The organism is Embleya sp. NPDC020630 (genome assembly GCF_044334985.1).
Classification (GTDB): Bacteria; Actinomycetota; Actinomycetes; order Streptomycetales; family Streptomycetaceae; genus Embleya.
Window position 1 is genome coordinate 112,068 of the sequence record NZ_JBIRUB010000015.1, and the last position, 14,151, is coordinate 126,218.

General features: G+C 74.2%; 1 protein-coding gene and 1 pseudogene. Both read left to right on the forward strand.

The window, feature by feature from the left end; all coding sequences use genetic code 11:
* Positions 1-245 precede the first annotated feature (245 nt).
* A complete protein-coding gene (locus ACH4XV_RS36065; protein WP_395796707.1) occupies positions 246-8,642 on the forward strand; it encodes a type I polyketide synthase in 8,397 nt (2,798 codons plus the stop codon).
* 29 nt (positions 8,643-8,671) lie between these two features.
* Positions 8,672-14,113: pseudogene (locus ACH4XV_RS36070) on the forward strand (SDR family NAD(P)-dependent oxidoreductase); the annotation flags it as partial.
* Between the last annotated feature and the right edge of the window lie 38 nt (positions 14,114-14,151).

The following is a 14,151-nucleotide window of genomic DNA, read 5'->3' on the forward strand; positions in this document are numbered from 1 at the left end:
GGCAATCGCCGGGGGATTCGGCGAGGGATTCGGCGAGGGATTCGGATTCCATCGAAGTAGATATCGAATGCGTCGGTATTGCTCGGCGACCGGGAGGGTCCGGTGGCCGTCGGGCAATACCGACGTTGTTTTTGGCAATGTGGTCCGCCCGGAATTCCCCGTTGGTTTCGCTCACCAGATTCGCCGGCGCACTTTGGGCCGGAGGAACAAGCCGTTCCGCGGGTACACGGCGTTGACTGGGGAATATGAGACGGATCGCCGTGGTCGGGTTGGCTTGTCGGTTGCCTGGGGCCGGCGACGGCCGCGCTTTCTGGCGGTTGTTGCGGGACGGGACGGACGCGATAGGGGAGGCTCCCGAGGACCGCCTGCGCGGCGCGGAACCTCCGCACCGCGTCGGCGGGTTCGTGGCCGACATCGACCGGTTCGACGCCGCCTTCTTCGGGATCTCGCCGCGCGAGGCGGCGGCGATGGACCCGCAGCAGCGGCTGATGCTGGAACTGGCCTGGGAGGCCCTGGAGGACGCGCGGATCGTGCCCGCCCGCCTGGCCGGCGGCGACACCGGGGTATTCGTCGGCGTCATGTGGGACGACTACGCGGCGCTGCAGGACCGGCTCGGCGCGGCCGGGATCGACCGGCACACGATGACCGGCACCCGCCGCTCCATCATCGCCAACCGCGTCTCCCACCACCTGGGCCTGCGCGGCCCGAGCCTGGCCGTGGACACCGCGCAGTCCTCCTCGCTGGTGGCGGTATACCTGGCCTGCGAGAGCCTGCGGCGCGGCGAGTGCACGACGGCCGTCGCCGGCGGGGTGAACCTGAACATCCTGGCGGAGACCACACTCGGCGCGGCGCGGTTCGGCGGCCTGTCCCCCGACGGCCGGTGCCACACCTTCGACGCCCGCGCCAACGGCTTCGTCCGCGGCGAGGGCGGCGGCGCGGTGGTGCTCAAACCGCTGGACGCCGCGCTCGCCGACGGTGACGACATCTACTGCGTCGTCTCCGGCGGCGCGATGAACAACGACGGCGCGGGCGAGGGCGAACATACCGGCCTCACCGTGCCGAGCCGGTCCGCCCAGGAGGAGGTCGTGCGCCAGGCGTACCGGCGGGCCGGCATCACCCGGCGCGCCGTGCAGTACGTGGAACTGCACGGCAGCGGTACGAAGGTGGGCGACCCGATCGAGGCCGCCGCGCTCGGCGCCGCGCTGGGCGGCCGGGTCCGCCGGCCCGGCGCGCCGCTGCGGGTGGGTTCGGTCAAGACCAACATCGGCCACCTGGAGGGCGCGGGCGGGATCGCCGGGCTGCTCAAGGTGGCATTGAGCATCCGCCACCGGATGTTGCCGCCGAGCCTGCACTTCGTCGCGCCGCCCCCGGAGATCCCCCTCGAGCAGCTCGGCCTGCGGGTGCAGACCGCGCCGACGCCGTGGCCGCAGCCGGACCGGCCGCTGGTGGCGGGGGTCAGCTCGTTCGGGATGGGCGGCACCAACTGCCATCTGGTGCTGACGGAAGCACCGCTCCCGGTCTCGAAGGTCGGTTTCTCGATCGGCCGGCCGCCGTCGGGAGGCGCGGTGGCGTGGCCGATCGCGGGCCGTACCGGCGCGGCGCTTCGGGGTCAGGCCGACCGGCTGTCCACGTTCCTCGCCGAGGACGTGTCGTCGGCCGCCGACATCGGCCGCTCGCTGGCCACCACCCGGACCGCCTTCCGGCACCGCGCGGTCGTGGTCGGCGCCGACCCGGCGGAACTGCGGCGACGCCTGGCCGAGTTCGCCGCCGGCGCGGCCGTCGCGGGGGTGGTCGAGGGGCAGGCCGCGGCGACCGGGAAGGTCGTGTTCGTCTTCCCCGGTCAGGGCGCGCAATGGGCCGGGATGGCGCTCGAACTCATCGCATCGGTACCGGAGTTCGCTGTCTCGATCCGGGACTGCGAGCGGGCGTTCGCGCCATACGTCGATTGGTCGTTGCGCGAGGTATTGGGCGATCCGACCGCGCTGGAACGGGTGGACGTGGTCCAGCCGGCGTTGTTCGCGGTGATGGTGTCGCTGGCCCGGTTGTGGCGCTCGTGCGGGGTCGAGCCGGCCGCCGTGGTCGGACACAGCCAGGGCGAGATCGCCGCCGCGTGTGTGGCGGGGGCGCTCTCGCTCGACGACGCCGCGCGGGTGGTGACGTTGCGCAGCCGGGCCCTGTGCGGGCTCTCCGGCGGCGGTGCGATGGTGTCGGTGCTGCGGTCGGCCGACGCGGTGCGCGAGCGGATCGCCGAGTACGGCGGCGCGGTGTCGATCGCGGCGGCGAACGGCCCGTCCTCGGTGGTGCTTTCCGGCGATCCCGACGCGCTGGTCGCGCTGATCGCGCGGTGGACCGAGGAGGGCGTGGAGACCCGACGGATCGCGGTCGACTACGCGTCCCATTCGGCGCAGGTGGAGCAGATCCGCGAGCTGCTGCACACCGTCCTCGACGGGATCCGGCCGATGCCCTCGTCCGTGCCGTTCTACTCGACGGTGACCGGCGACCTGCTCGACACCACCGAACTGGACGCCGCGTACTGGTACCGCAACCTGCGGCGGACCGTGGAACTGGAGCGGGCGACCCGGGCGCTGATCCGGGACGGACACGGGGTGTTCGTCGAATGCAGCCCGCACCCCGTGCTGCTGCCCGCGCTGCGGGACACGATGGAGCAGGGCGGCACCGACTCCGGGGTGGTCGCCGGCTCGCTGCGCCGGGGCGAGGGCGGGCCGGCGCGATTCCTCACCTCGCTCGCCGAGGTGCACGTGCGCGGGGTCGAGGTGGACTGGCCCCGCGTGTTCGCGCTGCGCGAGGCGCGTACGGTGGCCCTGCCCACCTACGCCTTCCAGCGCGAGCGCCACTGGCTCACCGAGTCCGCGGTTCGGGCCGTCGCACCCGACGCGGAGCCTGCGGTGACCGGTCCGACCGGGGTCACGGCCGTGATCCCGGCCGGACCGGAAATGCTCGGCCTGGTGCGGTCGATCGTCGCGGTCGTGCTCGGCTACTCGGGCGGCGACGCGGTGGATCCGGACAGTACGTTCAAGGACCTCGGGGTCGACTCGTTGTCGTCCGTGGAACTGCGGGACCGGTTGGGCGCGGCGACGGGGCTCGTGCTGCCGGCGGGGTTGTTGTTCGGGTATCCGACGGTGTCGGAACTCGTCGCGCACTTGGAGGCGTTGGCCTCCGGCGACGAGCGGTCGAGCGATGCCGGTGAAACCGTGTTCGACGGCGACGAGCCGATCGCCATCGTCGGGATGGCGTGCCGGCTGCCCGGCGGAGTCGCGTCGCCGGAGGACCTGTGGCGGTTGGTGACGGAAGGGACCGACGCCGTCACGGAGTTCCCCGACAACCGGGGCTGGGACCTCGACCGGCTCCACGCCGCCGACCCGGACCGGGCGGGCACGTCCTACACCCGGCACGGCGGATTCCTGCACGACGCGGACCTGTTCGACCCGGAGTTCTTCGGCATCTCGCCGAGGGAGGCGCTGGCGATGGATCCGCAGCAGCGACTGCTCCTGGAGACATCCTGGGAGGCGCTGGAGCGGGCCGGCATCGATCCCGTCGGCCGGCGCGGCACATCCGTGGGGGTCTTCGTCGGGGCGATGGCGCAGGACTACGGCCCGCCGCTGCACGCCGCGCACGCCGAGTCGGACGGGTATCGGCTCACCGGCAGCACGATCAGCGTCGCGTCCGGTCGGATCGCCTACACGCTGGGCCTTCAGGGGCCCGCGGTCACCGTGGACACCGCGTGCTCCTCGTCGTTGGTGGCGCTGCACCTGGCGGCGCAGGCTTTGCGGGCGGGGGAGTGCTCGTTGGCGCTGGCCGGCGGGGTCGCGGTGATGTCCGGTCCCGGCATGTTCGTGGAGTTCAGCCGGCAGCGCGGGTTGGCCGAGGACGGCCGATGCAAGGCGTTCTCGGCGGGCGCGGACGGTACCGGATGGGCCGAGGGTGCCGGGATCGTGGTGCTGCAACGATTGTCGGACGCGCGGCGCGACGGGCACCGGGTGTTGGCCGTGGTCCGGGGCAGCGCGATCAATCAGGACGGTGCGTCGAACGGGCTGACCGCGCCGAACGGGCGCGCCCAGGAGCGGGTGATCCGCCGGGCGCTGGCCGGTGCCGGGATGGCCGCGACGGACGTCGACGTGGTCGAGGCACACGGGACCGGGACGACCCTCGGCGACCCGATCGAGGCCGAGGCCCTGGCGGCCACGTACGGGCGCGGCCGGGCCGCGGACCGCCCGCTGCTCCTGGGCTCGCTGAAGTCCAACATCGGCCACGCCCAGGCCGCCGCCGGGGTGGCGGGCGTGATCAAGACGGTGCAGGCGCTGCGGCACGGCGTGGTGCCGAGGACGCTGCACGCCGACGAGCCGAGTCCGCATGTGGACTGGGCCGGCGGGGGATTGGAGTTGGCGACCGAGACGCGCGAGTGGCCGTCGACCGGACGGCCGCGCCGAGCCGCGGTGTCGTCGTTCGGGATCAGCGGGACCAATGCCCACGTGATCCTCGAACAGGGCGAGCCGAAGGCGGGCTCGGGGCCGGGGGGCGAGTCGGCGCGCGCGCCGGAGGGTGCGCGGGCCGCGAGGAGCGGGCGGGCGCCGGAGCCCGGGTGCGATGCGGCGGAACCTGCGTGCGATGGGCCGGAACCCGGGCGCGATGCGCCGGAACCTGTGTGCGATGTGACGGACTCCGTGTGCGCTGCGCCGGGGGGCTCCCGTGCGCGCGTGCTCCCGTGGGTGCTCTCCGCGAGCAGCGAGGACGCGATGGCCGCGCAGGCCGATGCGCTGCTGTCCTTCCTGGACGCCGATCCCGACGCGAACCCGGCGGATGTCGGCTTCTCCCTGGCCACCGCCCGCTCCGGCCTGCCGCACCGCGCCGCCGTGATCGCCCCCGACCCGGCCGCGCGCCGCCTGGGCCTGAGCGCACTCGCCACCGGCGCGGACACCCCAACCCTCGTGCGCGGCAGCGCGCGGGCGACGGGCGGCGTGGTCTTCGTCTTCCCCGGCCAAGGCTCCCAATGGGTCGGCATGGCCACCGAGCTTCTCGACGACGCACCCGTGTTCGCCCGTTCGATGCGGGCCTGCTCGCAGGCGCTCGCGCCCCATGTGGACTGGAACCTGTTCGACGTGTTGCGCGACCCCGCCGCGCTGGAGCGGGTGGACGTGGTCCAGCCCGTGTTGTTCGCGGTGATGGTGTCGCTGGCCGCGCTCTGGCGTTCGTACGGGATCGAACCGGCTGCCGTGGTGGGCCATTCGCAGGGCGAGATCGCCGCCGCATGCGTTGCCGGCGCGCTGGACCTGGCGGACGCGGCCAGGGTCGTCGCGCTGCGCAGCAGGGCCATCCTGGCCCTGTCCGGCGCGGGCGGCATGGTCTCGGTCGCGCTGTCCGAGGACGAGGTGGCCGTACGTCTGCGCCGCCACGCCGGTCGGCTCTCGACGGCGGTGGTCAACGGCCCGGGGGCGGTCGTGGTCTCCGGCGACGTGGACGCGCTGGAGCAGCTGATCGCCGAGTGCGAGGCCGCCGAGGTGCGGGTCAAACGACTGCCGGTGGACTACGCGTCCCATTCGGCGCAAGTAGCCGCAATAGCAGACGAATTGGCCGAGGTGCTGGCGGATACCGATCCGCACCCGTCCGTGATCCCCTTCTACTCGACGGTGACCGCCGCCCCGCTGGACACCACCGCCCTCGACGCCGGCTACTGGTACCGCAACCTCCGCGAACAGGTCCGCTTCGCCGAGACCGTCGACGTGCTGGCCGAACGCGGGCACTCGTTGTTCGTCGAGGTCAGCCCGCACCCGGTACTCACTGCGGCGATCGAGGACGTGGTCGAACACGCGGTGGCCGTCGGCTCGTTGCGCCGCGACGAGGGGGGCATCGCGCGTTTCCTGTCCTCGCTGGCCGAGGCGTACGTACGCGGAGCGGCCCCCGACTGGCGGGCCGTCTTCCCCGACGCGCGGCGGATCGACGTGCCCACCACGGTGTTCCGCCGGCGCCGCTTCTGGCTCGAACCGACGCCCGACGGCGGCGCGGCGGACGTCGCGGCGGCCGGACTGGTCGCCGCAGGGCATCCGTTCCTCGGCGCCGTGATCGAACTTCCGGACTCCGGCGGTGTCCTGCTCACGGGCCGGCTCTCCCGCCGGGCCCACCCCTGGCTGGCCGACCACGGTCTCGGCGACACGGTCCTGCTGCCCGGCACCGCGTTCGTCGAACTGGCGATCCGCGCCGGCGACGAGGTCGGGTGCGACCGCCTGGCCGAACTCACCTGCGAGGTCCCGCTGGTGCTGCCGGCGCACGGAGGGGTGGACCTTCGGGTCACGGTGTCCGAGCCGGACGGGTCCGGACGCCGGTCGTTGGCCGTCCACGCGCGCCCGGGCGACGGTTCCGGCGACTGGATCCGGCACGCGAGCGGGCTGCTCGACCACGGCCCGACCGAGGAGTTCGACCTCACCGCCTGGCCGCCGCCCGGCGCGGTCGCGGTCGACTGGGACGGCGACTACGCGCGTTGGACCGAGCTGGGCTACCACTACGGCCCGGCGTTTCAGGGCCTGCGCGCCTGGTGGCGACGCGGTACGGAGATCTTCGCCGAAGTCGCGCCGCCGCCGGGAATCGAGGCGGACGCGCGCCGGTTCGGGCTGCACCCGGCCCTGCTGGACGCCGCGCTGCACGCCGTGGTCGGCGACGCCCCCGACACCCGCCTGCCGTTCTCCTGGCAGGGCGTGTCGCTGCGGGCCGGCGGCGCGACCGGCCTGCGGGTGTGGATCACGCCCGACGGCGAGGACACGGTCACACTGCGGCTCGCCGACGGCACCGGAGCGCCGGTGGCGTCGGTGGAATCGCTGGCCCTGCGGCCGATCCCGGCCGGCGCGCCGATCACCGGGCCGGCCGACGCGCTGTTCCGCGTGGACTGGATCGAGGCCCGCCTGCCGGAGGCCGCCCCCGGGACCGGCCCGTGGGCGCTGATCGGCGCCGACGACCTCGGGCTCGGCGGGCCCACCCACCCCGACCTCGACACGCTGGCCGCCGCCGGGCCCGTCCCGGACCTGGTGCTCGCCCCGCTGACCGGCGAGCCCACCGCCGCCGGCGCGCATGCCGTGGCCGGCGGCGCGCTGCGCCTGATCCAGGACTGGCTCGCCGACGAACGTTGTGCCGCGTCCAGGCTGGTCCTGCTCACTCGCGACGCGATGGCCGTGGAGCCCGCCGAGGCGGCCGCGGGGATGGCGGGCGCCGGCGTGTGGGGCCTGGTGCGCTCGGCCCAGCGCGAACACCCGGACCGCTTCGTCGTCGTCGACCTGGACGACCACGAGGCCTCCACCACCGCCCTGCCCCTGGCCCTGGCCGGCGCGGAGCCGCAACTGGCCCTGCGCAAGGGGCGTTCGTTGATTCCCCGGCTGGCCCGGGTCACCGGGACAGCCGCGCCGCGCCCCGACCTCGCGGCGGGTACCGTACTGATCACCGGCGGCACGGGCACGCTCGGCGCCCTGTTCGCCCGCCACCTGGTCGCCCACTACGGCGTGACCCGCCTGCTGCTGGCGGGCCGACGCGGGCCGAACACCCCCGGCACCGCCCAACTCGTCGCCGAACTGGCCGAGTCGGGCGCCACCGCGACCGTGGTCGGTTGCGACATCGCCGACCGGGACGCGCTGGCCGCGCTGCTGGCGTCGATCCCCGCCGAACACCCGCTGACCGGCGTCGTGCACGCCGCGGGCCTGCTCGACGACAGCGTGATCGAGGCCATGCGCCCCGAGCAACTGGCCCGCGTACTGCGACCGAAGGTCGATGCGGCGCTGAACCTGCACGAACTGACCCGTGAACTCGACCTGTCCATGTTCGTGCTGTTCTCCTCGGTCGCCGGCATCCTCGGACTGCCCGGACAGGCCAACTACGCCGCCGCCAACACCTTCCTGGACACCCTCGCCCAACACCGCGCCGCCCATGGCCTGCCTGCTCTCTCGCTCGCCTGGGGACTGTGGGCGCAACCCGGCGGGATGACCGGCCGCCTCGCCGACACCGACCTGAGCCGGCTGCGCCGCGCCGGCGTGGCCCCGCTGACCTCGGCCGACGGCCTGGCCCTGTTCGACGCCGCGATCTCCTCGGGCGCCGCCCTGCTCGTCCCGGCCCGGATCGACCAGGCCGCGATCCACGCACAGGGCCCGGTACCGGCGCTGCTGCGCGGCGTGATCCGCGAACGGGTCCGGCGCGCGGAGGCGGCCGGCGGCACGACCACCGACGTCGCCTCCCTGGCCGACCGCCTGGCGGGAATGCCCGACGCGGACCGCGCCGAGGCGCTGCTCGACCTGGTCCGCGAGCACACCGCCACCGTGCTGGCCCACGGCACCCCGGGCACGATCGCCCCCGGCCGCACCTTCAAGGAACTCGGATTCGACTCGCTGACGGCGGTGGACCTGCGCAACCGACTCGGCGCGGCCACCGGACTGCGTCTGCGCGCCACGCTGGTCTTCGACTACCCGACCCCGTCGGCCCTCGCCGGCCATCTCGGCACGGCACTCGCCCCGGCGAAGCCGGCCGCGCGACCCGGGCAACGCGAGCAACCCGAGCAACCCGAGCAACCCCCCCTGCCCATACCCGAGTTGAGCGGGTTGGAGCTCGACGAACTGTTCGACCTCATCGACGGCGAACTCGGCCTGTCCTGAGAACTCGGCCCGCCCCGAACGGAGCGCTTGTGAGCAACGAAGAGAAATTGGTGGAATACCTCAAGCGGGTCACGGCCGAGTTGCAGCAGACCAAGCAGCGGCTGCGCGACGCCGAACAGGCGACCCGCGAACCGATCGCCGTGGTCGGCATGGCCTGCCGATTCCCCGGCGACATCGGCTCCCCCGAGGACCTGTGGCGGCTGCTCGACGCCGGCGGCGACGCGATCGGCGAGTTTCCCGCGGATCGGGGCTGGGACCTCGACGCGCTCTACGACCCGAACCCCGACACCCCCGGCCGCACCTACACGCGGCGCGGCGGATTCCTGCGCGGCGCCACCGAGTTCGACCCCGAGTTCTTCGGCATCTCGCCCCGCGAGGCGACGGCCATGGACCCACAGCAGCGCCTGCTCCTGGAAACCTCCTGGGAGGCGCTGGAGCGCGCCGGGATCCGCCCCGCCTCACTGCGCGGCGCCGGAGTGGGGGTGTTCGCCGGGGCGATGGCCCCGGACTACGGCCCCCGGCTGCACCAGGCCGTCGGCGGTGCGGAGGCACACCTGCTCACCGGCACCGCCAACAGCGCCGCGTCCGGCCGGATCTCCTACACCCTCGGATTCGAGGGCCCCGCCGTCACCGTCGACACCGCGTGCTCGTCGTCACTGGTCGCCCTGCACCTGGCGATGCGCTCCCTGCGCCGGGGCGAGTGCACCATGGCCCTGGCCGGCGGCGCCACCGTGATGTCCACGCCGGGCATGCTCGTCGCGTTCAGCCGACACCGCGGACTGGCCGCCGACGGGCACTGCAAGTCGTTCGCCGACTCGGCCGACGGCACGGGCTGGGCCGAGGGCGTGGGGATGCTCCTGGTGGAACGCCTCTCCGACGCCCGGCGGCTCGGACACCCGGTGTTGGCCGTGCTCCGCGGCAGCGCGGTCAACCAGGACGGCGCCTCGAACGGACTGACCGCCCCGAACGGCCCGGCCCAGCAGCGGGTGATCCGCCAGGCGCTCGACGACGCCGACCTGTCGCCGTCCGACGTGGACGCGGTCGAGGCACACGGCACCGGCACCGGCCTCGGCGACCCGATCGAGGCCCAGGCCGTGCTGGACACCTACGGCCTCGACCGCGAACGCCCTTTGTGGTTGGGCTCGTTGAAGTCCAACATCGGCCACACCCAGGCCGCCGCCGGGATCGGCGGCGTGATCAAGATGGTGCTCGCGCTGCGCCACGGCGTGCTGCCGAGGACGCTGCACGTGGACACCCCGTCCTCGCATGTGGACTGGTCGACGGGCACGGTACGGCTGCTGACGGAGCGTCGGGAATGGCCGGTGACCGGCGCGCCGAGACGGGCCGCGGTGTCCTCGTTCGGGATCAGCGGCACCAACGCGCATCTGATCCTGGAGCAGGCCCCGGAGCCCGAACCGGCCGCGCCGCCGACCCGCACCGAGTTGCCGCTCGTCCCGCTGATCCTCTCCGGCCCCACCCCCGACGCGCCCGCCCGCCAGGCCGCGCGACTGCTGTCCAGGGCCGACGCCATCGACCCGCTCGACGCCGGCTTCTCGCTGGCCACCACCCGGACGGCGTTCGAGTATCGGGCCGCGCTCGTGGCCGGGGATCGCGACGAAATGCGATCCGGTCTCCGGGAGATCGCCGCCGGCGGATCCGGTCCCGGCGTCCTGCGCGGCGTCGCCCACCCCGGCCGCACCGCGTTCGTCTTCGCCGGCCAGGGCACCCAACGCGCGCGCATGGGTCGCGAGTTGTATGCCGCCTTTCCGGCCTTCGCGACGGCCCTGGACGAGGTGTGTGCCGGCTTCGACGGCCTGCTCGACCGCCCGCTGCGCGAACTCCTCGTCGAACAACCGGAGAACGCGGCGGGGTTGCTGGACCGCACCGGCTGGGCGCAACCCGCGCTGTTCGCGATCGAGGTCGCGCTGACCCGGCTGCTCGGCTCGTGGGGCGTGCGTCCGGAGGTCCTCGCCGGACACTCCATCGGCGAACTGTCCGCGGCCTTCGTCGCGGGCCTGTGGACGCTGGAGGACGCCTGCCGCGTCGTGGCGGCTCGCGGACTGCTGATGGAACGGCTGCCCGAGGGCGGCGCGATGGTGTCCATCCAGGCCACGGAGGACGAGGTCGCGGCGGCCTCGGCGGACGGTCCGGCCGGCATCGCCGCCGTGAACGGACCCGAGTCGGTGGTCGTCTCCGGCGAGTGGGACGCCGTACTGCGCCTCGCCGAACACTTCGACGCCCTGGGCCGCCGCACCAGGCGCCTGCGGGTCAGCCACGCCTTCCACTCGCCCCTGATGGACCCGATGTTGGCGTCCTACCGCAAGGTTCTCGCCGAAGTCGACTACCACGAACCCGTGTTGCCGATCGTGTCGACCGTCACCGGCGAGCCGTTGACGGCGGAGACGATCTGCGCGCCCGAGTACTGGGTGCGCCAGGTCCGCGAGCCGGTGCGATTCGCCGCATCGATCCGCCGGTTGCAGCACGACGGCGCCACCCGCTTCGTCGGCATCGGCCCGGACGCCGCGGTGAGCACGATGGCCGAGGGCTGCCTCACCACGTCCCCCGAACGGGACGCGGCCCCCTTCGCGGTACCGGTGCTGCGCGCGGACCGTCCGGAACCGCACACCGCGCTGACCGCGCTGGCCACGGCACACGTGCACGGCGTGGAGGTGGACTGGCACCGCGTGTTCGCCGGCACCGGCGCGACCACCGTGACCCTGCCGACCTACGCCTTCCGGCACGACCGCTACTGGATGGACGCGCCCGCGTCGCCGGGCGACCTGCGGGCGGTCGGCCTGGCCGCCGGCGAACACCCGCTGCTCGGCGCGGTGTTGGCCCGCCCGGAGGCCGGCGGTGCGGTGTTGACCGGCCGACTGTCCCTGGCAACCCACCCCTGGCTGGCCGACCACGCGGTCCTCGGCCGGGTGATCGTACCCGGTGCGGCGTTCGTGGAGATGGCGCTGCGCGCCGCCCGCGAGGTGGACTGCGACTTGCTCGACGAACTCACCCTGCAGACCCCGCTGGTCCTGGGTGAGCGGGGCGGGGTCCCGGTCCAGGTCGTGGTCGAGGACGCCGACGAGTCGGGCCGGCGTGCGGTGTCGGTGTACGCCCGGCACGAGGACGACGGCGAGTGGGTCCGGCACGCCGCCGGTTCGCTGGTCGAGCGGGCCGAACCGGCGGTGTTCGAGGCCGCCGAGTGGCCGCCGGAGGGGGCGGAGGAGGTCGCGATCGGCGACGTGTACGCGGACCTCGCCGCGCGCGGCTACGACTACGGCCCGGCATTCCGGGGGCTCGCGGCGGTGTGGCGGCGCGAGGACGAGGTGTTCGCCGAGATCGCCCCGCCGCCGGAGTCGATGGTCGACGCGGAGCGATTCGGCCTGCATCCGGCGCTGCTCGACGCGGCGCTGCACGCGGTCTGGTACGGATCGTTCCTGGCCGGCATGGACGGCGCCGTGCTCCCGTTCGCCTGGTCCGGCGTGTCCCTGTCGGCGGTCGGCGCGTCCGCGCTGCGCCTGCGGATGTCGCCGGCAGGCCCGGACACGGTCTCGATCGAGCTCGCCGACCCGACCGGCGCGCCGGTGGCGTCGGTCGAGGGCCTGCGCTTTCGGCGGATGCCGGCCGGCGGCCGGGGCACGCCCGCGGAGTCGATGTTCCGGGTGGACTGGCCGCCGGCGCCGACGCAGCCGACGCTGCCCGCCGCCCGGTGGACGCTCGTCTCCGCCCTTGCGGAGGTGCCCGCCGACCCGGGCGTGGTGTTCCTGCGCTGTCCGGTCGGATCGGACGCCCGGGAGGTCACCGGCGCGGTGCTCGCGGTCATGCAGGAGTGGCTGGCCGACGAACGGTACGCCTCCGGGACGCTCGTCCCGGTGACCCGGGCAGCGGTGGGCACCGACGCGAAGGATCCGGTCGACGGGCTCGCCCAGGCGGGCGTATGGGGTCTCGTAAGGTCCGCGCAGACCGAGAACCCGGGCCGATTCGGCCTGGTCGACGTCGACACCGACGCGGTCACGGACACGGACTCCCAGTCGCCGCCGTGGAACACCCTCGCCGCGCTGATCCCGCAGGAGCCACAACTGGCCGTGCGGTCCGGCCGGGTACTGGTACCCAGGCTCGTCCGCGCGGAGGTCGGCTCCGGCACCGCGCCGGCAACGGCGTTCGGGTCCGGGACGGTGCTCGTCACCGGCGGGACCGGCACGCTCGGCGTGGTCGTCGCCCGCCACCTGGTCGCCACGCACGGGGTGCGGCGGTTGGTGCTGGTCAGCCGCGCCGGCGCGGATTCCCCGAGGGGCGCGGAACTCGCGGCCGAACTGACCGCGGCGGGCGCCGAGGTCGTGTTGGCCGCCTGCGACACGACCGACCGTGCCGCGCTGTCCCGGGTCCTGGCCGACATCCCGGCCGAGGCCCCGCTGACCGCGGTCGTGCACGCGGCCGGCGTCCTGGACGACGGGGTCCTCACCGAACTGACCCCGCAGCGGCTCGACGCGGCACTGAACCCCAAGATCGTCGCCGCCCGGAACCTGCACGAGGCGACCCGCGACCTCGACCTGTCCGCGTTCGTGCTGTTCTCCTCGATGTCCGGCCTGATCGGCCCGGCCGGCCAGGCGAACTACGCGGCGGGCAACACCTACCTGGACGCCCTCGCGCACCACCGGCGGGCCCGAGGGCTGCCCGCAGTGTCCCTGGCCTGGGGCATGTGGGCCGAGCGCAGCACGATGACCGAGCGGCTGACCGACGTCGACCTGGCCCGGTTGGCCCGGCTCGGGGTGGCCCTGTCCTCCTCGGCGGAGGGCGTCGCGCTGCTGGACGCCGCGCTGGGGATGGACGAGCCGACGCTGGTCCCGGTCGCCCTCGACCTGGCCCAGGTGCGCGCCCAGGCGGACGTACCGCCGCTGCTGCGCCGCCTGGCCGGGCGCGAGGTCGTGGCCCGAACGCCGCGACGGGCACCGGCCGGCTCGGGCCCCGTTCCGGTGTCGGATCGCCTGGCCGGCCTGCCGGAGGACGGCCGCTACGAAGTGCTGCTCGACCTGGTGTGCACCCGGATGGCCGAGGTGTTGCAGTACCCGGCGGGGCGCACGGTCGACCCCGACCGGGCCTTCTCCGACCTCGGCGTCGACTCGGTGTCCGCCGTCGAGTTCCGCAACCGGCTCGGCGCCGAGACGGGCCTGCGGCTGGCCCAGACGCTGGTGTTCGACCACCCCACGGCCGCCGCGGTGGCCCGCGAACTGGTCCGCACGCTCGCGGTTCGCGGCCAGGCGCCGGCGGGGTCGGTACTGGTCGAGCTGGACCGGGTCGAATCGGCGCTCACCATGGACTCGGCGACCGGTCCGGACGGAGACGAGATCGCCGATCGTATCGAGGGCCTGCTGCTGAAGCTGCGCACGTTCCGCGACTCGGCCGACCGCCCCGACGCCAAGCTGGACGTCACCGCCGCGACGGACGAGGAACTCTTCCAGTTCCTCGACGGCCGGTAGCACCGAACGACCAAGGGTCCGCCGGGGCTTCGAAGCCC

Coding starts and splice junctions, on each gene's coding strand:
- ACH4XV_RS36065 (WP_395796707.1), top strand. CDS start 246: ATGAGACGGATCGCCGTGGTCGGGTTGGCTTGTCGGTTGCCTGGGGCC.